This window comes from Planomonospora sp. ID67723 (assembly GCF_015711605.1).
In the GTDB taxonomy this organism is placed as follows: domain Bacteria; phylum Actinomycetota; class Actinomycetes; order Streptosporangiales; family Streptosporangiaceae; genus Planomonospora_A.
Window position 1 is genome coordinate 440,299 of record NZ_JABTEZ010000001.1, and the last position, 17,963, is coordinate 458,261.

The 17,963-nt window shown below is 70.5% G+C and carries 20 protein-coding genes and 3 tRNA genes; 11 read left to right on the plus strand and 12 right to left on the minus strand.

The window, feature by feature from the left end:
* The first annotated feature begins 222 nt into the window (after positions 1-222).
* Positions 223-1,692, plus strand: a complete 1,470-nt coding sequence (gene purF / locus HS041_RS01930) for an amidophosphoribosyltransferase (RefSeq protein ID WP_196438797.1) — start codon at positions 223-225, stop codon at positions 1,690-1,692.
* Positions 1,689-2,714: a phosphoribosylformylglycinamidine cyclo-ligase gene (purM, locus tag HS041_RS01935; protein WP_196438798.1), complete on the plus strand. Its 1,026-nt coding sequence runs from the start codon at positions 1,689-1,691 to the stop codon at positions 2,712-2,714. Before purF ends, purM begins: the two co-directional genes overlap by 4 nt.
* Before the next feature lie 160 nt (positions 2,715-2,874).
* Here the strand turns inward: purM and HS041_RS01940 are convergent, their stop codons facing one another.
* Both HS041_RS01940 and HS041_RS39885 read right to left on the minus strand, forming a co-directional pair.
* Complete coding sequence (locus tag HS041_RS01940; protein WP_196438799.1) at positions 2,875-3,108, minus strand: DUF3073 domain-containing protein; 234 nt, start codon at positions 3,106-3,108, stop codon at positions 2,875-2,877.
* A 149-nt stretch (positions 3,109-3,257) separates the two neighbouring features.
* Positions 3,258-4,361, minus strand: coding sequence for a Glu/Leu/Phe/Val family dehydrogenase (locus HS041_RS39885; RefSeq protein WP_196438800.1), 1,104 nt, complete (start codon positions 4,359-4,361; stop codon positions 3,258-3,260).
* Between the two features lie 279 nt (positions 4,362-4,640).
* Here HS041_RS39885 and HS041_RS01950 point away from each other — a divergent pair, with 279 nt between their 5' ends.
* On the plus strand, positions 4,641-5,498 hold the full coding sequence (locus HS041_RS01950; RefSeq protein ID WP_196438801.1) for a DUF8083 family protein: 858 nt from the start codon (positions 4,641-4,643) through the stop codon (positions 5,496-5,498).
* Positions 5,499-5,817: 319 nt separating this feature from the next.
* A complete protein-coding gene (gene bldC, locus HS041_RS01955; protein WP_013133571.1) occupies positions 5,818-6,021 on the plus strand; it encodes a developmental transcriptional regulator BldC in 204 nt (67 codons plus the stop codon).
* A gap of 145 nt (positions 6,022-6,166) precedes the next feature.
* Here the strand turns inward: bldC and HS041_RS01960 are convergent, their stop codons facing one another.
* Positions 6,167-6,856, minus strand: coding sequence for a TetR/AcrR family transcriptional regulator (locus tag HS041_RS01960; protein ID WP_307845131.1), 690 nt, complete (start codon positions 6,854-6,856; stop codon positions 6,167-6,169).
* 202 nt (positions 6,857-7,058) lie between these two features.
* On the opposite strand from HS041_RS01960, the gene HS041_RS01965 reads away from it, so the two are divergent.
* From HS041_RS01965 to HS041_RS01980, 4 genes are all read left to right on the plus strand, one after another.
* Positions 7,059-8,153, plus strand: coding sequence for a LacI family DNA-binding transcriptional regulator (locus HS041_RS01965; protein WP_196438802.1), 1,095 nt, complete (start codon positions 7,059-7,061; stop codon positions 8,151-8,153).
* 112 nt (positions 8,154-8,265) lie between these two features.
* Complete coding sequence (locus tag HS041_RS01970) at positions 8,266-8,514, plus strand: hypothetical protein (RefSeq protein ID WP_196438803.1); 249 nt, start codon at positions 8,266-8,268, stop codon at positions 8,512-8,514.
* Positions 8,515-8,574: 60 nt separating this feature from the next.
* Positions 8,575-9,531: an N-acetylmuramoyl-L-alanine amidase gene (locus HS041_RS01975; protein WP_501224820.1), complete on the plus strand. Its 957-nt coding sequence runs from the start codon at positions 8,575-8,577 to the stop codon at positions 9,529-9,531.
* Between the two features lie 145 nt (positions 9,532-9,676).
* Positions 9,677-11,314 (plus strand): beta-N-acetylhexosaminidase, encoded by a 1,638-nt coding sequence (locus HS041_RS01980; protein ID WP_196438805.1) that lies wholly within the window; start codon positions 9,677-9,679, stop codon positions 11,312-11,314.
* Between the two features lie 139 nt (positions 11,315-11,453).
* Here the strand turns inward: HS041_RS01980 and HS041_RS01985 are convergent, their stop codons facing one another.
* The 5 genes from HS041_RS01985 to HS041_RS02005 form a co-directional block, all read right to left on the minus strand.
* The gene (locus tag HS041_RS01985) at positions 11,454-11,657 is read right to left on the minus strand and encodes a heavy-metal-associated domain-containing protein (RefSeq protein ID WP_196438806.1); all 204 of its coding nucleotides are present in this window, start codon (positions 11,655-11,657) and stop codon (positions 11,454-11,456) included.
* A 43-nt stretch (positions 11,658-11,700) separates the two neighbouring features.
* A complete protein-coding gene (locus tag HS041_RS01990) occupies positions 11,701-12,768 on the minus strand; it encodes a quinone-dependent dihydroorotate dehydrogenase (RefSeq protein WP_196438807.1) in 1,068 nt (355 codons plus the stop codon).
* An 11-nt stretch (positions 12,769-12,779) separates the two neighbouring features.
* Positions 12,780-13,115, minus strand: coding sequence for an STAS domain-containing protein (locus tag HS041_RS01995; RefSeq protein WP_196438808.1), 336 nt, complete (start codon positions 13,113-13,115; stop codon positions 12,780-12,782).
* Positions 13,112-13,768 carry a GAF and ANTAR domain-containing protein gene (locus tag HS041_RS02000; RefSeq protein ID WP_196438809.1) on the minus strand — a complete coding sequence of 219 codons (657 nt, stop codon included), beginning with the start codon at positions 13,766-13,768 and terminating at the stop codon, positions 13,112-13,114. Before HS041_RS02000 ends, HS041_RS01995 begins: the two co-directional genes overlap by 4 nt.
* Positions 13,769-13,865: 97 nt before the next feature.
* Entirely contained in the window at positions 13,866-14,336 is a 471-nt protein-coding gene (locus tag HS041_RS02005) for a GAF domain-containing protein (protein ID WP_196438810.1), read from the minus strand.
* Between the two features lie 183 nt (positions 14,337-14,519).
* On the opposite strand from HS041_RS02005, the gene HS041_RS02010 reads away from it, so the two are divergent.
* The 3 genes from HS041_RS02010 (at position 14,520) to HS041_RS02020 (ending at position 16,755) form a co-directional block, all read left to right on the plus strand.
* Positions 14,520-14,903 carry a hypothetical protein gene (locus HS041_RS02010; RefSeq protein ID WP_196438811.1) on the plus strand — a complete coding sequence of 128 codons (384 nt, stop codon included), beginning with the start codon at positions 14,520-14,522 and terminating at the stop codon, positions 14,901-14,903.
* A gap of 186 nt (positions 14,904-15,089) precedes the next feature.
* Positions 15,090-15,812: a phosphatase PAP2 family protein gene (locus tag HS041_RS02015; RefSeq protein WP_230878386.1), complete on the plus strand. Its 723-nt coding sequence runs from the start codon at positions 15,090-15,092 to the stop codon at positions 15,810-15,812.
* Positions 15,813-16,056: 244 nt separating this feature from the next.
* Entirely contained in the window at positions 16,057-16,755 is a 699-nt protein-coding gene (locus HS041_RS02020; RefSeq protein WP_196438812.1) for a phosphatase PAP2 family protein, read from the plus strand.
* Here HS041_RS02020 and HS041_RS02025 read toward each other — a convergent pair.
* From HS041_RS02025 to HS041_RS02040, 4 genes are all read right to left on the minus strand, one after another.
* The gene (locus tag HS041_RS02025; RefSeq protein WP_196438813.1) at positions 16,721-17,227 is read right to left on the minus strand and encodes an isochorismatase family protein; all 507 of its coding nucleotides are present in this window, start codon (positions 17,225-17,227) and stop codon (positions 16,721-16,723) included. The genes HS041_RS02020 and HS041_RS02025 overlap by 35 nt on opposite strands.
* Before the next feature lie 359 nt (positions 17,228-17,586).
* A tRNA-Phe gene (locus tag HS041_RS02030) sits at positions 17,587-17,660 on the minus strand.
* 28 nt (positions 17,661-17,688) lie between these two features.
* A tRNA-Asp gene (locus HS041_RS02035) sits at positions 17,689-17,763 on the minus strand.
* Between the two features lie 107 nt (positions 17,764-17,870).
* Positions 17,871-17,943 (minus strand) — tRNA-Glu (locus HS041_RS02040).
* Positions 17,944-17,963 lie beyond the last annotated feature (20 nt).

The following is a 17,963-nucleotide window of genomic DNA, read 5'->3' on the forward strand; positions in this document are numbered from 1 at the left end:
CCCGGTTCCCGCCACGGGCCAGGCTGGGATGGGTCAACAGGTGAGGTCACGTCTGCTCTCCCGACGGGTCGATATGCCGGATACCCCACCATCCCCCGACCCTCCCCAACGAAACGGGGAGGCCACGGCAAAACGCCGATGAATGTTCGGTCAGCCTGCCGTCACGAGGAAGACTCCCGACCCGGGGTACGAGCAGCACAGGGGCCGACCTACACTGAAGCCGTGCTGAAGGGCGACGGCCAGCTGAGCCATGACCTTGACCCCCACGACCGACCCCCGAAGGACGCCTGTGGCGTCTTCGGCGTATGGGCCCCAGGGGAGGAAGTCTCCAAACTCACCTACTACGGGCTGTACGCGTTACAGCACCGTGGCCAGGAATCCGCGGGTATCGCGGTGAGCGAAGGCAGCCGCATCCTCGTCTACAAGGACATGGGCCTGGTGGCCCAGGTCTTCGACGAGTCGGTGCTGGGCACCCTCCGCGGCCACCTGGCCATCGGGCACTGCCGCTACTCGACCACCGGGTCGAGCGTCTGGGAGAACGCCCAGCCGACGCTGAGCTCGACCGAGGTCGGCGGGCTCGCGCTCGCCCACAACGGCAACCTGATCAACACCAGGGAGCTGGCCCAGCGCCTCGCGCCCGGTGTCACCCGGGCGACCACCGACACCGAGGTGCTGACCTCGCTGCTGGCCCAGGACCGCAGCCAGCCCATCGACGACGCGGCCGCCGAGCTCCTGCCCCAGGTCAAGGGCGCCTACTCCCTCGTCTTCATGGACGAGCGGACCCTCTACGCCGCCCGTGACCCGCAGGGCATCCGCCCGCTGGTCCTCGGCCGGCTGCCGGGGGCGGAGGGGCACAGCCACGGCGAGACGAAGAGCGGCTGGGTGGTCGCCTCCGAGACCGCCGCGCTGGACATCGTGGGCGCCGCGTTCGTCCGCGAGATCGAGCCCGGCGAGCTGATCACCATCGACGAGCGCGGCGTGCGGTCCCGCAGGTTCGCGCTGGCCGAGCCCAAGGGCTGCCTGTTCGAATACGTCTACCTCGCCCGTCCCGACACCACGATCGCCGGGCGCAGCGTGCAGTCCACCCGCGTCGAGGTCGGCCGCGTGCTGGCCCGCGAGCACCCGGTGGAGGCCGACCTGGTCATCCCCACGCCGGAGTCGGGCACCCCGGCCGCCGTCGGCTACGCCGAGGCGAGCGGGATCCCGTACGGCCAGGGCCTGGTGAAGAACTCCTACGTCGGCCGGACCTTCATCCAGCCGTCGCAGACCATCCGCCAGCTCGGCATCCGGCTCAAGCTGAACCCGCTCAAGGAGGTCGTCGCCGGCAAGCGCCTGGTCGTCGTGGACGACTCGATCGTGCGCGGCAACACCCAGCGGGCGATCGTCAAGATGCTGCGCGAGGCGGGCGCGCGTGAGGTCCACGTCAGGATCTCCTCTCCTCCGGTCGCCTGGCCGTGCTTCTACGGCATCGACTTCGCCACCCGGGCCGAGCTGATCGCGGGCTCGCTCAGCGTGGAGGAGATCCGCGACTCCCTGGGCGCCGACTCACTCGGCTACATCTCCCAGGAGGGCCTGGTCGAGGCCACCACGATCCCCTCCGAACGGCTCTGCCGGGCCTGCTTCGACGGTGAGTACCCGATCGCCATCGACCGCGACAACGTGGGCAAGTACGTCCTGGAGGCACAGGCATGAGCAGTTACGCCGCCGCGGGCGTGGACATCGACGCGGGCGAGCGCGCCGTCGAGCTGATGAAGTCGAAGGTCGCCCGGTCCCGGCGGCCCGAGGTCGTCGACGACCCCAGCGGGTTCGCCGGCCTGTTCGACGCCTCGGCGCTGCTGAGCTACCGCCGGCCGCTGCTCACCACCTCGACCGACGGCGTCGGGACCAAGGTCATGCTGGCCCAGAAGCTGGGCAAGCACGACACGATCGGCATCGACCTGGTCGGCATGGTCGTGGACGACCTGGTGGTCTGCGGCGCTGAGCCGCTGTTCATGACCGACTACATCGCCTGCGGCAAGGTCGTCCCCGAGCGGATCGCCGAGATCGTGGGCGGGGTCGCCGAGGGCTGCCGCCTGGCGGGCGCCGCGCTGATCGGCGGCGAGACGGCCGAGCACCCGGGTGCCATGGGCGCCGACGAGTACGACCTCGCGGGCGCCGCCACCGGTGTGGTCGAGGCCGACGAGCTGCTCGGCCGGGACCGGGTCCGCGAGGGCGACGTGGTGCTGGCGCTGGCCTCCTCGGGCGTGCACTCCAACGGTTACTCGCTGGTCAGGCACATCATCAAGCTCGCCGGACTCTCCCTTGAGCAGGAAGTCGCCGAGTTCGGCCGGACCCTGGGCGAGGAGCTGCTGGAGCCGACCAGGATCTACTCGCTGGACTGCCTGGAGCTGGCCCGCTCGGTCGAGGTGCACGCCTACGCGCACATCACCGGCGGCGGCCTGGAGGGCAACCTGTCCCGCTCGCTCCCGCCCACGCTGGACGCGCTGCTGGACCGCTCGTCCTGGACCCCGCCCGCCGTCTTCGGGGTGCTCGCCCGGCACGGCGAGGTCGAGCAGGCCGACATGGACCGCACCTTCAACCTGGGTGTGGGCATGGCGGCGATCGTTCCCCCGGACGCGGTCGACCCGGCCCTGGCCCTGCTCAAGGAGCGGAACCTGCCCGCCTGGGTGCTGGGCGAGGTCGTCGCCGGCACCGGCCGGGCCCGCTACCGGTAGGTCCGCCCACCGTGCCCGGCGACGGAGGACCAGCCGCCGGGCACGTGTGGAGAGGGCCTCGGGGCGTTCGGAGCCCGTACGAAGAATCCAGGCATACGGATAGGACACCCGGAGGCTCACGGCCCCCGGGTGTCCTTTTCACGTCGAAGCTGAAACCGGCCTAGCGGCGGCCGGGCGGGCCCTCGTCCCGGTCCTCGTCGGAACCGAAGTCGTCGGCGTAATCGGCATAGCGATCCGCCAGCTCGTCGTAGGAGTCGTCGGCGTCGTCATTGTGGTTGGGGTCATCCCTGACCCCCAGCTCGTCACGAAGACGCTCAAGATCAGTGCCACCGCTGTTGTACTTCAGCTGGCGAGCAACCTTGACCTGCTTGGCCTTTGCTCGGCCGCGCCCCATTGGCTCGACCCCCTCGTGTGGGGTCGCTTTGACCCCTCGTCGCTAACGCACCACGCACTGACGCCGCCTGACTTGAGGCGTCAGCTCTCGTTCGACTACAACCGTACCTGTTTTGCGCCCGGCTCGGTACGTCGTATGGTCGTGCGGAGCTACTGGCCTAGCCAAATGCCCCTAATTCGCCCGACTTCCGACATTCTGCGCTCGGCTAGCCTATCCGCTGCGACCGCCGGAGGGACGCCATCCTCCGCCGCCGTGGCGAAAATCTTGAGAGTCGTGGCGTAGATCTTGGCGGCCTTTGCCCTCGCCCGCTCCATGTCGAATCCCTGGATCTCGTCGGCGACCTGGATCACTCCGCCGGAGTTGACCACGTAGTCGGGCGCGTACAGGATCCCCCGGTCGGCGAGCTGCTTCTCCACACCCGGGTGGGCGAGCTGGTTGTTGGCCCCGCCGCAGACGATCGTGGCCCGCAGCCGGGCGACCGTCTCGTCGTCCAGCGCCCCGCCGAGGGCGCACGGCGCGTAGACGTCGACCTCCGCCGCGGTGAGCTCGGCCTTGTCGGCGACGACCTCCACCTGGGGGTGGCGCTGCCGCACGCGCTCGACCGCCTGCTCGCTGACGTCGCAGATCACGACTTCGGCGCCGTCCTCTATGAGGTGGTCGACCAGCCGGTGACCCACCTTGCCCACACCCTCGACGCCGATCCGCCTGCCGTGCAGCGAGGGCGTGCCGAAGGCGTGCTCGGCCGCGGCGCGCATGCCCTGGAACACGCCGAAGGCGGTCAGGATCGAGGAGTCGCCCGCGCCGCCCTGGGCGAGGGTCCGCCCGGTCACGTAGGAGGTCTCGCGGGCGACGATGTCCATGTCCTCGCTGTAGGTGCCGACGTCGCACGCGGTGACGTAGCGCCCGCCGAGGGACTGGATGAACCGGCCGTAGGCCCGGAGCATCGCCTCGTTCTTGTCCTTCTCCGGATCGCCGATGATCACGGCCTTGCCGCCGCCGAGGTCGAGGCCGGCGAGGGCGTTCTTGTAGGCCATCGCCCGCGAGAGGTTGAGCACGTCCGCCAGGGCGGCCTGCTCGCTCTCGTAGGGATAGAACCTGGTGCCGCCGAGGCCGGGGCCGAGGGCGGTGTTGTGGATCGCGATGATCGCGTGGAGGCCGCTGCGCTCGTCGGAGCAGAAGATGACCTGCTCGTGCCTGGCCTGACCGCTCACTGGGCTGTCGTCCTTGTGGGAGAGCCCGAAGACGTCCGTCACGGTGGTGACTCCTGGTCGTCAGGTCCGCCGCGCCGTCGCGGCGGAGATCACTCTCAGGGTAGCCACAACCCGCCGGTGCGGAGGAGGGATAATCTCCCTTCTCACCTGCTGGGACACAACGCCGTATCCGGCGCGTCGCGACACGCCGGGCGCGGCCGCCGTACGAACCGGCGCGCCACACCTCGGGCCGGCCGCACCGGGACCCGGGAACGTGCCACCGGTGAGGGAAAACGGGGGCCATACCGGACAGGGAAGGGCTCTTCGTGGCACGATGCGTGCGTGCTGCCCTATGCCGCGTATCTCCGCGTCTACGAACCTCTGGCCGCCTTCAGCCCCTCGGAGCGCGTCTCCTGGGAGGCCTACGCCGAAACACGTGACCGGCCGCGCCGGGCGAGCGCGCTGCACGCCGAGCACGGGGAGGCCGTCGCGCGGCTGCTGGGGGTCCCCCCGGCTCCGGCGCCCGCGCACGAGAGCCCCAACGCCTATCTCAGGCGCGTGGAGGACGTGCTCTACGTCTGCCCCTGGCAGAGCAGGCTGCGCTCGTGGCTGGCCTTCTCGCGGTTCCGGGGGACGACCCCCGCCAGGCTGGTGGAGCGGTTCGTGCCGATCTCCGTCGTCGAGCAGACCGCCGACGACTTCGACCGGTTCAAGCGGCGCAGCAGCTCTGCCGCCCTGCGCACCCACATCCGCACCTCGACCTGGCACGTTCCGGCCTCCTGGTTCGTCCCCTTCGACGGCAACGAGCGCTGGCTGGTCCTGGACGGCGACCCCACCCCCGCGGGCGCGACCACCACCCGCAACCTCATCTACGTCACCTCGATGGGACACGCCCGGCGCCGCACCGCCCGCGCGCTGCAGATCATCCGCCGCCAGATGGGCGACGCCGGGGTGACCATCGAGGTCGAGGACGTCGCACGGTGGCTGGAGGAGTTCCACCCCCACTCGCTGGTCGAGCTGGACTACGGCGGCATCGTCCACCTCATGGACGACGAGAAGCTCCGGGCCGACCAGTCCGTGGCGGAGCTGGCGGCGGCGCTGACCGGTCTGGAGACGGGCCAGGAAGAGCTCGCGTTCGCCATGTATCAGCGGGTGACCCTCCGCTGGAAGTCAATACAACTTCTCGAATCAGCAAACTGAGTCGCATATCACCCCTCTGACCTGCATAAGTGGGGCTGTCAACGTCCGGTGACGCATCTGCGAACTGAGTAGTTTGCCGTTTTCACTGCGATACCACGAAACGTGTCGCTAGAATCACCGAGCGTGACTACAGCGCGTACACAAGAGAGATGAGTCGCACAAAGACTCGCCAATCGCTCTGCGTGGCTGTATGGTCACATCGGGTGATGCCGCATATGGTCCCAACAGCCGCACGCAAAGGGCCATAGAAGGACATCCGTGACAAGCGTCAAGTCGCAGGATCGCTGTCGCCGGTCCACACGGAGGAGAGGCCGCACAAATGTCAGCTCGTACACCTGAGGCCGAGCCGCTGCTCACCCCGGCGGAGGTCGCAACCATGTTCCGCGTCGACCCCAAGACCGTCACCCGGTGGGCGAAGGCCGGCAAGTTGACGTCCATCCGCACGCTGGGTGGACACCGCCGCTACCGGGAGACCGAGGTTCGCGCGCTGCTCGCGGGTATTCCGCAGCAGCGCTCCGAGTGAGTCGGGATCGCCACGCCGATCCCCGGGGGAGCCAGATGCGCGTTCCGCGCGAGCGCGCAGGTCAGACGACTTGTGTGGGGAGCGGCGCCGCCCGCCCGGCGCCGCCCCACCGGGTTCCCGCAGTTCCCGTGCGGCTCCGGCCGCGCTACAGCAGCTGATCGCGGACGAGGTCCTCAAGCAGGCTCTCGACCTGCGGATCGTGGTTCGCGGCCACTCCGAGCAGTGCCACCATGTGGTCGACCAGCATGCGCTCCAGCACGGGCCGCTCGATGTCGCGATGCTCCAGCCAGTCGAGACCGGCCGTCTCGACGGAGGCGATCCACGAACGCAGCGTGATGCGGAGGCTGGGACAGGGCTCCTCGACCCGCATCTGCTTGGTTATGAGGTTGAACAGGCGGTGCCGGACGCTGTCGACGATCTCCCCGATCTCGCCGCTGCGGTTGGCCGGGCCCCCCTTGAGCAGCGCGGCGAATCCGGCCGCGTGCTCCTCGACGAAGTCGAAGTAACGTCCGAGCCCCAGAGCCAGCTCGTCCAGCGGGCGGCCGTTGCCCTGCGGCCTCAGCCGCGCCTCCAACTGGGTCGCGGCGCTCTTCAGCGCGGCGACATAGAGCTCCTGCTTGCCGCCGAAGTAGTGGTAGACCAGCGCGCGCGACGCCCCGGCGGCCGAGGCGACATCGTCGATGGAGACGTCTTCGGCGTCGTGCTTGCTGAACAGCTCGAGCGCGGCCGCCATCAGCTCCTCGCGACGCCGGTCCACGCTGAGTCTGCGCCGCGCCGGCCGCGCGTCACCCGCCGCAGGTTTCTCCTGCTTGGCGGCTCCCGATGTCGAACCCACGCCTCGCACACTATCGGAGTCGGTGCCCAATAACGTCGGCGCGGCGGTCCGAGACACGCGCGTCAAGCCCCGGGAGCCGCCCGTCAAGATCTTGAGGTCCGTTCCGCCGAAGCCGTACCCCATTCGGAACTCGATCGTTTTGAGTGAGAGGGCATCCAGACACCCGCACCGGTGCCCACCCACCATCCACGGGGGAGAGGCCATGTCAGGACCGCCGGTCAAGACCACCGTCACCCGGGCCCGCGAGCTCGCCGTCACCGTCCCGCCGGACGGTTCCGGGCCGCGACCACGGCCCACGATCCGCAACGTCGCCGAGCGAGCAGGCGTCTCCAAATCGCTGGTCTCGCTGGTCCTGCGCGGATCACCGCACGTCAGCGAGCACCGCAGGCAGGCCGTGCTGGAGGCGGCCAGAGACCTCGGCTACCGGCCCAACGCGGTCGCGCGGAGCCTGGTCGAGGGCCGCACCCACCTGGTCGGGGCGCTCGTCGCCGACCTGCACAACCCCTTCTACGCCGAGTTCCTCGACGGTCTGCAGGAGAGCCTGCACGGCGACGGGCTCCGGCTGCTCATCGGCAACAGCCAGTGGGACCCCGCCTTCGAGGACGAGGCGGTCGAGGCGTTCCTGGAGCTCCGGGTGGACGGGCTCGTCCTGCTCGGCATCCCGCCCACCAGCGAGACCCTGATCGAGGCGACCGCGTACACCCCGACCGTGGTCGTGGGCGAGCGCGACATCGACAGCGCCCTCCTGGGCGGCGTGGACATCGTCGTCGACGACGACCAGCTCGGCTCCCGCCTGGCCGTCGACCACCTCGTGGAGCTCGGCCACCGCAGGATCGCCCACATCGAGAGCTCCTGCTCCTCCTCCGGAAGGTTCCGGTGCGAGGGCTACCTGGTCGCGATGCGCAGGCATGCGCTGGCGCCGTACATCACGGTCGAGCAGGGCGAGGCCACCGAGGAGGGCGGCGCGAGGGCGGCGCGGAGTCTGCTGACCCGCGACCCCCGGCCCACCGCGATCTTCGCCGTCAACGACCGGGTGGCCGTGGGCGTGCTGTCCGCCGCGGCCGAACTCGGCCTGCGGGTGCCCGAGGACCTGTCGGTGGTCGGCTACGACAACTCCCGGCTGTCGGGGACCGCCCCGATCTCGCTGACCACCGTCGACCAGCCCCGCCGGGCCATGGGCCGCTCGGCCGCGGCGCTGCTCAGCGACCGGATCGGCGAGCCCGGCAAGGCCTCCCGGCTGCGCCAGGTGACCCCCCAGCTCGTCGTACGGCGCAGCAGCGGCCCCATCGAAGCGTAAACGGCCCGCCTGGAGCGTTACACCGTTTCCAGGCGGGCGCCAAGGCTTGGGCAAACCCCCTCTGGCGCGGTGGGTCGCAGGTGTTGACTCTGGTCGTGATAAGGGGGTAACTATGCGTGATCCAGAACTGGTGTCATGCGCTCAGCGCGCCGCCTCCGAGCTGGAGCGGGCGTGGGCTCAGTGGCGCGCCTTCCGCGGCCGGAGCGAAGAAGCCACGGCCGAGTCCGTGGCCAGTTACGTGGCCCATTCGATCGACCATCCGTGGGGACGCCCGCGCGTGGTCCTCGGCGTGGACGCCGAGGACGCCCGTGAACTGGCCGCGCTCCTGCAGCGGCAGGACATCGGGGAACACGTCTGGTGACCTGACCCCGGGCCCGCCGCCGGACGCGTAAATTGGGGGCCGACGGTTACCACGGGGGGAATGAACGTGACTGGCAGAGCACTCGCGGCGGCCCTTGTCCTGTGCGGCCTGACCGCCGCGGCCTGCGGCGGCTCCCCGGACGACGTCGGCGCGGGCCCGGACCAGACGACCGGGTCCGCGCCGGCTCCGGCGGTGACCTCCCCCGGCCCCCCGGACCCCGAGGGCCCCCCGGATCCCGAGGGTTCTCCGGCCCCCGACACCGCTGAGGGCTCCCCGGAGGCCACCCCCACGGACCCCTCGACGGCCACCGCCTCCGGCGCCGGCGAGACGCCCGCGACGGGCGGAGCCCCCGGGGCCAAGCCCCTGCAGGGCAAGCTCGTGGTCATCGACCCGGGGCACAACGAGCGCAACTACCGGCACACCGCGGAGATCAACAAGCAGGTCGACGTCCTGACCCAGAAGAAGGCCTGCGACACCACCGGCACGACCACCGCCGACGGCTACACCGAGGCCGCGTTCGCCACCGACGTCTCCAGGCGCATGGCCGCGATCCTGCGGGCCAGGGGCGCGACGGTGAAGCTGACCCGCGACAGGAACACCCCGTACGGCCCGTGCATCACCGAGCGCGCCGCGATCGGCAACCGGCCCCCGGCGGACGCCGCGGTCTCCGTGCACGCCGACGGTGCGGGCGCCGGCGAGCACGGCTTCCATGTGATCATGCCGAAGAAGATCAGGAGCCAGACGAGCCGGATGGTGACCGAGTCCAGGAAGCTCGGCCTCGCCGTACGGGACGCCTTCCGCAAGGGCACCGGCCTGCCGTACTCCACCTACATCGGCGACCGGGCGCTGAACTTCCGCGACGATCTGGGCGGGCTCAACCTCTCGGCGGTGCCCAAGGTCTTCATCGAGTGCGGGAACATGAAGAACCCCACCGAGGCGGCGAAGTTCCAGGACGCGAACTTCCGGCAGCGGATCGCGCTCGCCCTGGCCAACGGGGTGCAGGACTACCTCCGGTAGGCCGTCGCCCGGCATCGGGGCTCCGGCAGGAGCAGGGGGACCCGCGCAGGAGTCACGGTACGCGGGGACGGCGGAGCGGTTCCGGTATGCACAACACTTGGGATGTTCCCGAGGGGTTTCCGGGATGGTTTGGGATGATTTGCCCATGAACGACCTCCTGCCCCGGCCCCTGTCCGCCGTCTCCACCGGGCCCGGTTCCCTCGCTCTCTCCCCCGGAGACACGATCTCCGGCCCCGCCGGACTGGTGGAGGCCGTACGGCGGGCGCTCGCCGCACTCGACCTGCGGCCCGCCGCGTCCGGAACCGTTCAGGTCGAAGCCGACGCCTCGCTGGGTGCGGAGGCCTACCGGCTGGAGGTGTCCGCCGAGGGCGTGCGGATCGCGGCGGCGGACCGGTCCGGCGCGTTCTACGCCGGGCAGACGCTGCGGCAGCTCCTTCCCGACGCGGCGTTCCGGAGCGTCCCGGCAGGGGGGAGCGTGCCGCTGGTACGGGTGGAGGACGCGCCGAGGTTCTCCTGGCGCGGGGTGCACCTGGACGTGGCGCGGCACTTCCTGCCCAAGCGGGAGGTGCTGCGGATGATCGACCTCATGGCGGCGCACAAGCTCAACCGGCTCCACCTGCACCTGGTGGACGACCAGGGATGGCGGTTCGAGAGCAGGGCCTACCCCCGGTTGCACGAGGTGGCCTCGCACCGGCCGCAGACGATCACCACCTACTACAAGGAGGAACCGGCCTACGACGGCGTCCCGCACGGCGGCTACTACACGCTGGACGACCTGGCGGAGATCGCCGCCTACGGCAGGGCGCGGGCCGTGACGATCGTGCCGGAGATCGACGTTCCCGGGCACGCCTCGGCCGTCCTCGCCGCCTATCCCGAGTTCGACGCGCGGGCGACCGGCGGGCGGACGCCGGAGCCGTTCCCCGTGCTGGAACGGTGGGGCATCTCCCCGGCGATCCTCTCCCCGCTGCCGCCGACGGTCGGCTTCCTGACCGTCGTGATCGACGAGCTGCTCGGGGCACTGGGCGAGGCACCGTACGTGCACGTCGGCGGCGACGAGTGCGTGCTCGACGACTGGGCCGCCTCGCCGGAGATCACCGCCTTCCAGGCCGAGCTGGGGCTGTCGAGCCTGCCCGAGGTGCACGCGTGGTTCCTGCGGCGGCTCGCGGACGTGCTGGCCGAGCGGGGCAGCAGGGCGGTCGTCTGGGACGAGGCGTTCGTCAGCGGCATGCTGCGGCCCGACACGATCGTGATGCCGTGGCGCGGGATGGACGTGGCCAGGCGTGCCGCCGGGGCCGGGCACGACGTGGTGCAGACGCCGATCTTCCCGCTCTACTTCGACTACGCCGAGGCGTCCTCGGCGGAGGAGCCGGTCGCCATCGGCGACGCGATCACGCTGGCCGACGTGGCGGGGTTCGAGCCGGTGCCCGGGGCGTGGACGGAGGAGGAGCGCGGGCACGTGCTGGGCGCGCAGTTCCAGCTCTGGAGCGAGCGCCTGCCCGACGGGCGGGCCGTCGACTACCGGGCCTGGCCGCGCGGGTGCGCGCTGGCGGAGGTCGCCTGGTCGGGCTCCGCCGACGCCTCGTTCGCCGTACGGCTGGAGCGGCACCTGCGGCGGCTGGACGCACTGGGCGTGGAGTACCGCCCGCTGGACGGGCCACGGCCCTGGCAGCGCGGCGGGACCGGATGGCGCCGTCACCGCCCGGGAGTCGTCAGGGTCGACGAGGCCATGAAGCACGTGGAGGAACTGGCCCTCACGGCCGACTCCACCCGTCCCAGCCTCTGACTCCCGCGGCCGTGAACGGGTGGGACCGGTTCGCCGGGCGGCGTGGCGGCGGGGGGCCGTCGCGGCCGGGGAGCGTGGGGTGACGGGCCGCGCCCCGGTCGGCGGGTGGCGACGACCGGGGCGGAGCCGTACGGGCGGGTCAGCCCGCGACCGCGTAGCCGGCCTCCTCGATGGCCGCACGGATGGCCGCGTCGTCGAGGGAGTCGCCGGTCACGTCGACGCGGCCGGACTCCAGGTCCACCTCGACAGCGGTGACGCCGGCGACCTCGCCGACCTCCTCCTTGACCGAGCTCACGCAGTGGCCGCAGGTCATGCCGGTGACGGTGTATGTGGTCACGCTCATCGTGCCCCTCCAATGTCCCTGAGTTACCCACCCAGGGTATTACTCAGTTCGCGGTGCGGCCGATGATCTGGCGCAGATCGGTGACGCCGTGGCGGCGCATGCGCCGGGCGAGCCGCCGATTGACGCGGTGGGCCCAGAACGGCCCCTCGTAGATCAGAGCGGTGTAGCCCTGGACCAGCGTGGCCCCGGCGAGCAGGCGCTCCCAGACGTCGTCGACGTCCTCGACGCCGCCGACGGAGACGAGGGTGAGCCGGTCGCCGACCCGGGCGCGCAGCCGGCGGAGCACCTGCAGCGAGCGCGCCTTCACCGGGCGCCCGGACAGGCCGCCGGTCTCGGTGCTGGCCACGCCCTCGCGGCTGATCGTGGTGTTGGTCGCGATGACGCCGTCGAGTCCGAGCTCCAGGGCCAGGTCGGCGACGGCGTCCACGTCCTCGTCGGCCAGGTCCGGAGCGATCTTGACCAGCAGCGGGGTGCGCCTCGGGGTGCCGTCGGCGACCTCCTTGACCGCCTGGAGCAGCGGGCGCAGCAGTTCCACGGCCTGGAGGTCGCGCAGGCCGGGGGTGTTCGGCGAGCTGACGTTGACGACCAGGTAGTCGGCGAGCGGGGCCAGCTCCTTGGCGCTGGCCACGTAGTCGTGAACCGCCTCGGACTCGGGCACCACCTTGGTCTTGCCGATGTTGATCCCGACGATCGCCGGAACGCCGCGGGTCCTGGCCAGTGTCCTGGCCGCCGCGGCGGCGCCCGCGTTGTTGAATCCCATCCGGTTGATGACCGCCCTGTCCCCGGGCAGCCGGAACAGCCGGGGCCTGGCGTTGCCGGGCTGCGCGTGGGCGGTGATCGTGCCCACCTCGACGTGGCCGAAGCCGAGCGCGGACATCGCCTCCACGCATCCGGCGTCCTTGTCGAAGCCGGCCGCGAGCCCGAACGGGCTGGGGAAGTGCACGCCGAAGGCCTGCACCCGGAGCGCCGGGTCGCGCGGAGCGAGGCGCCGGTGGAGCAGCTTCTTGACCACCGGCGTCACCGACAGGAGGCGGAGTCCGCGGACCGTCAGGTGGTGCACGTCCTCCGCGTCGAGGCGGCTGAGGATCTGCGTGAAAACGAATCGATACATCACCGGCCAGGTTAGTCCCCCTGGCCGGCGCGGCCCGCGCCGACCACCCCTTCGATCGATAGGTACCGGTCGAGACCGAGCAGCCCGAGCAGCCGCACCACCGGGGTGGAAGGGTCCACGACGGCGAACGTCCCGCCTCTCTTCCGCACGCGCGTGTCGGCCCAGAGCAGGCTCCGGGCGCCCGCGCAGTCGAGGAAGGCCACCCGGGAGAGGTCGAGCTCCACCCTGGCCGCGCAGGTCTCGTCCAGCGCGCGTCGCAGCACGCCGGAGGTCGCGGCGTCGAGGTCGCCTTCGGCGGTGATCCTCACGACGCGCGGACGGGTCTCCTCCGAAAAGACGGTGATCACCCCGGCTCGCCCGCTCCTTCGGCGAGCACCTCGGCCGCCAGGTCGGAGACCCTTCGACGGCTGTCCCTGGCCTTCTTTCGCAGGCCGGTGAAGGCCTGCGCGGCGGTGAGATCGTGCTTGCCCATCAGGTAGCCGATCGCGCGCTCGATGACCACGCGGTAGTCCAGGGCGTACTGGAGCTGGTCGGCCAGAGCGCTCTTCTCCTCGGCCGCCATCGCGGCGGTGAGGATCTGCTCGATGACGTGGGCGTAGGCCTGCAGCGTCCGGACGTCGGACTCGTTCCAGTGGTAGGGGGCGGACTGGTAGACGTTCAGCGTGCCGACGGGCTCTCCGCCGAGCCGTACGGGCACGCCGGCGACCGCGCGCACCTCGGGGTGGAGCAGCTCGGCCAGTTTCGGCCAGCGCGGGTCGGTCTGAACGTCGAACGAGGTCACCGCGGAGTCGTTTTCGTAGGTGGACATGCACGGCCCCTGACCGACATGGAGCTGGGCCCCCTCAAGGCTCCGGCCCGCGTCGTCGGTGGCGACCAGATAGCGCAATTCTCCGCTCTCTCCGACGAACATCAGGCCCGCTCCCGCGTAGCCGAACAACGTGTCCACGACCTCGACCGCCCGCTCGAGCTGGTGGACGATCCCCGTGGCCGGGACAGTCATCTGAAGTCCTCTGAGACTGGCGACCAGCGCTTCCTGGTCAATGTGCGTCATATGTGTGGCGCCTTTCACAGCGTCTACCCGATTGCTGACCTAGGATCTACGACTGCCCTGAGAACGGGGACTTATGGGCGAGGGCCTTCAGGACCATGACCATCAGCTCCGCAAGCCGTCCTCCGGCCCGGACCTCCGCGGGTTGCCACTCATGGCTGACGCGGTCGTAGAAGTCCAGGGAGCCGATCACCCGATCGTCTGCGCGCAGCGGCACCGAGAGCACCGCCCGTACCCCGTAGGTTTGCGCGGCCACGCCGGGGAAGCCCGAGGGCCGCTCCGCGTACAGATCGTTGATCAAGACGTCCTCGTCTCGCGCGAGACTCTCGATCGAGGGGCCCGAACCGCTCCGTTCCTGGGCCAGCTCCAGCCGCCGGCCGTCGGCGTCGGTGCCGCCGACCGCGCGCGGCCGGTCGTGGTCGTCGATGAGCATGAGGGCCGCCCCGTCGGCGCCGAGGACCTCGGCGAGAGCGTTCAGGGTACGGTCGACGACATGGGTGAAATGGGCGCCGTGGGTCATAACGGGCTTCCTCCATGAGGGGGCAGCTCCGCGGACACAGGGCGGAATCATCTGTATGGAGAGCGTAGTGCTGCCCGGTGGCTCCGCCAAGCGGTTCCCGGAGCGGGTGGTCTCACGAAGTTCGCATATCACCGTCAATACCTTGTTAAACATTCGTCAAGCGAAGATCGGCAAGCTGCCGTCATGGACACTCCTTCCCGTTCCACCGCCGTCCGGCGCCGTCGCACCCTGGCGCACGTCGTACTCCGCGACCTCGCTGAGACCGGGCACACCACCGTCCCGTCCTGGTGGGAGCCGGAGATCGAGCGGGAGTTCGGCGGGCTGGACGGATTCCTGGCCGAACTGAGCCGCCAGTGGTGGACGGCCTACGCCGCGCACCTGGATGCGCTGATCGAGCTCGGTTCGGGCGGCCCCAGCCAGGCATGGCGCGACCTGAGCGAGCAGCTGCCGCAGCTGCGGGCCGTGCTCGACTCCTACGCCGGCTCACCCGCGCTCGCCGAGGCGGAGCGGCGCCACTGCGACGTGCTGCGCTGGACCGCCCGCCGCGAGTGCCGCCCGGCCGCCTGAGAGGCCCGCGCCGCCGGCCGGGAAGGAGCTCCCCGGAGCGTCCGCGCATCCGCCCGGAACCCTCGCGTCACCGCCCGGGACGTCCGAACCGTCGCACCGGTCGCCTGCCAGGCGCGTGAACGCACGGCACTTTCATCCTCCGACGCATGAATGCGTGGTTTCGGGTAGCCATCAGTAATGGTCACCATGCTCGATCGTCAGCACTCAGATCGCCGCCTGGGAGTGCGGCTCACCCTGGCCACGGTCGCCGTCGCGCTGTTCTCGGTGCCGTTCGTCGTGCTGCTGGTGCTGGTCATGTCCTCCTTCACGCCGCTGAACGACTTCGACCAGAGCATGGCCGAACGCTTCTTCGCGCACGCGCTGTCCATCCCCGGCTACACGGACTTCCTCAGCGTGGCGACCGAGGTGTTCGGCCCGTGGACCTGGCGCGTCCTGGCGGTGCTGGCAGCGGTCCTGCTCTGGGCGCGGGGGTGGCCGCGCCTGGCGATCTGGTCGGTCGTCACGATCACCGCCAGCGGCCTGCTGAACCTGGCGGTCAAGGAGCTCGTCGACCGGGCCCGCCCCATCCTGCCCGACCCGGTGACGTGGGCGCCGGGGGCCTCGTTCCCCTCCGGCCACGCGATGGCGGCGGCGACGGGGACGAGCATGCTCGTGCTTCTCCTGCTGCCGGTCCTCAAGCGCCGGGGCCCGCGCCTGATCGCCTGGGCGGTCGCCCTCGTCATCACCGTCTTCGTCGCCTACAGCAGGGTCGCGCTCGGCGTCCACTGGGTCAGCGACGTGGTCGCCGGTGTGGCTCTGGGCTTCGCGATGGTCGCGGCGACCGCCTCGGGGTACGAGACCTGGCGCCGCGACGAGGGCCGCAGGCCGGCCGTGCCGTACGAGGAGGGCGTGGAGCCCGAGGCGTCGTGAGACCGCCGCGTCTCGCACCGCCCTCCGAGGCGTCGTGAGGCCACCGCGCCTGCGGCCCGCTCCCGGCACGCGGTGGAACCTCCCCGCGAGGCGGCTCTCGCGCGGACGTCCGGGGCCGGGCGGGACGGCGCTCCCGGTCGTTTACGGAAACGCTCTCGGACCCTCAGGTCATGGCATGCGGCACATACTTCTCGAAAGGCGTTCCTTGAGCGGCATTTGGGGTAGCTGGCGCTCCATGTCGAGAATGCCGGTTGATCTCAAGGGCGCCGTCCGCCTGATCCTGGTGCCGCTGGCCCTCATGGCCGCACTGACGATCGGCGTCGGACTACTGATCACCAAGGTCCTGGAGACCACGACCATCGGCGCGAACGACCGGGGGGTCAACGAGGACCTGGCCGACGGCCGTACGACGTTCTGGAGCGATGTCACCGACGTGATGTCAGGCCTGTCCGACACGCCGGTGATCGTCGTCTCCACCGCCGTGCTCGTCGTCGTCTTCCGGCTGGCGTTCAAGCGCTGGAACGAGTCGATCTTCCTCGTGGTCGCCGTCTGGTCCCAGTCGATCATCTTCCTGCTCTCGACCGTCCTGGCCGAGCGCAAGCGGCCCGCGGTCGAGCACCTGGACCCCGCGCCGCCCACCTCCAGCTTCCCGTCCGGGCACACCAGCGCCGCGGTCGCCTTCTACTGCGGCGTCGCCCTGGTGCTGACCGTCCACACCCAGCGCCACACAATCCTGAACGCGCTGTGGTGGCTGGTCGGCCTGGCGATCCCGCTGGGGATCGCCTACTCCCGGATGTATCGCGGCATGCACCATCTGAGCGACGTGGCCTGGGGATTCCTGCTCGGCCTGGTCTGCGTCGCGGTGGCCGCCAACGCGCTGCTCCTGCGCCCCGCGGCGATGGAGCAGCTCAGAAGGAGAGATCGGACGCCTCAGTCACCCTGACCCCCGCCGCGGCCAGCTCCTCCTCAACCTTCCGGGAGATGTCCGCGGCGGGCCCTCCGTCGTCGTAGGTGGCGTGGGCGCCGCGCACCAGAGTGACGGCGTGGCCGTGCCCCAGCGCCGCCAGCGAGGTCTCCCGGACGCACCACTCGCTCTGCATCCCGGCGACCACGACGGACACCGTCGGCGGGAGCATCCAGGCGAGACCGGTGCCGGCGAAGGCGTCCGGGGCGTGCTTGTCGACCACGAGCTCACCGGGGAGCACCTCGTGGACCAGCTCCCAGCCCGGCGTCCCGGGAGCGTCGGGATCACCCTCTCCCCCGTTGTTCCGCACGAAGATCACCGGAATCCCGGCCATGCGGGCGCGTTCCAGCAGGGCGGTGATCGCGGCGGAGACGGCCTCCGCGCCGGGCACCGGCTGCGGAGGCCGGAGCATGTTCCGCTGGACGTCGATGAGCAGCAGCACCTGATTCACATGTGAACTCTAGTTCTAATCTTGTCCCCGCAGAAGGATTTCACCGGATTTCCCGGACGCCGGCCCGCGGAAACCAGCGACGACAGCTACCGGCACCTCGGTGGAGCTGGTACGGCTGGGACAGTCGGCGATCACCGGCCTCCCCCTGTGCTGCGGGACGGCCGTTCAGCGAATCGCTGAGACCATCACCTCAGCCATGCGCCGGGACGGCCGCCTGCCCATCCGGTCGGCGCACCCCGGTCTGGGACATCAGCGGCCTGCAAGGCTTCCCGCCCCGCGTTCGGCACGTTGCTGTCACTGGAGATCAAAAAAGCCCCGGCCGTGATCGGCTCGGGGCATCTTCGCTGCTCAGTTTGTTGTGGTCAGGGGCGGGGTCGAACCGCCGACCTTCCGCTTTTCAGGCGGACGCTCGTACCGACTGAGCTACCTGACCTCGGTGGTGGATCGAACACCTACCAGAGCGGTCCTGACGGGACTTGAACCCGCGACCTCCACCTTGACAGGGTGGCGAGCACTCCAAACTGCTCTACAGGACCTTGCTTCGTCCGGAAGTTTGCGCTTCCGTCCGTCTTGCCTTGCTTAGCTTACCAGCTCTTCGGAGGTCTTCGACCTGCCGTTTCCCTGGTGAGCTTTCGCTCGGCCGTGCCCCCAACGGGATTCGAACCCGTGTCGCCGCCTTGAAAGGGCGGTGTCCTAGGCCACTAGACGATGGGGGCTTACAGGACGGGTGTCCCGC

Excerpts from the sequence above, each read along its gene's own strand:
- HS041_RS02010 (WP_196438811.1), top strand. The coding sequence starts at position 14,520 with ATGGACACTCCTTCCCGTTCCACCGCCGTCCGGCGCCGTCGCACCCTG.
- HS041_RS01975 (WP_501224820.1), top strand. The coding sequence starts at position 8,575 with ATGAACGTGACTGGCAGAGCACTCGCGGCGGCCCTTGTCCTGTGCGGC.
- HS041_RS01985 (WP_196438806.1), bottom strand. The coding sequence starts at position 11,657 with ATGAGCGTGACCACATACACCGTCACCGGCATGACCTGCGGCCACTGC.
- HS041_RS01965 (WP_196438802.1), top strand. The coding sequence starts at position 7,059 with ATGTCAGGACCGCCGGTCAAGACCACCGTCACCCGGGCCCGCGAGCTC.
- HS041_RS02000 (WP_196438809.1), bottom strand. The coding sequence starts at position 13,768 with ATGACTGTCCCGGCCACGGGGATCGTCCACCAGCTCGAGCGGGCGGTC.
- HS041_RS02005 (WP_196438810.1), bottom strand. The coding sequence starts at position 14,336 with ATGACCCACGGCGCCCATTTCACCCATGTCGTCGACCGTACCCTGAAC.
- HS041_RS02015 (WP_230878386.1), top strand. The coding sequence starts at position 15,090 with ATGCTCGATCGTCAGCACTCAGATCGCCGCCTGGGAGTGCGGCTCACC.
- HS041_RS01970 (WP_196438803.1), top strand. The coding sequence starts at position 8,266 with ATGCGTGATCCAGAACTGGTGTCATGCGCTCAGCGCGCCGCCTCCGAG.
- HS041_RS01980 (WP_196438805.1), top strand. The coding sequence starts at position 9,677 with ATGAACGACCTCCTGCCCCGGCCCCTGTCCGCCGTCTCCACCGGGCCC.
- HS041_RS01990 (WP_196438807.1), bottom strand. The coding sequence starts at position 12,768 with ATGTATCGATTCGTTTTCACGCAGATCCTCAGCCGCCTCGACGCGGAG.
- HS041_RS01940 (WP_196438799.1), bottom strand. The coding sequence starts at position 3,108 with ATGGGGCGCGGCCGAGCAAAGGCCAAGCAGGTCAAGGTTGCTCGCCAG.
- purM (WP_196438798.1), top strand. The coding sequence starts at position 1,689 with ATGAGCAGTTACGCCGCCGCGGGCGTGGACATCGACGCGGGCGAGCGC.
- HS041_RS02020 (WP_196438812.1), top strand. The coding sequence starts at position 16,057 with ATGCCGGTTGATCTCAAGGGCGCCGTCCGCCTGATCCTGGTGCCGCTG.
- bldC (WP_013133571.1), top strand. The coding sequence starts at position 5,818 with ATGTCAGCTCGTACACCTGAGGCCGAGCCGCTGCTCACCCCGGCGGAG.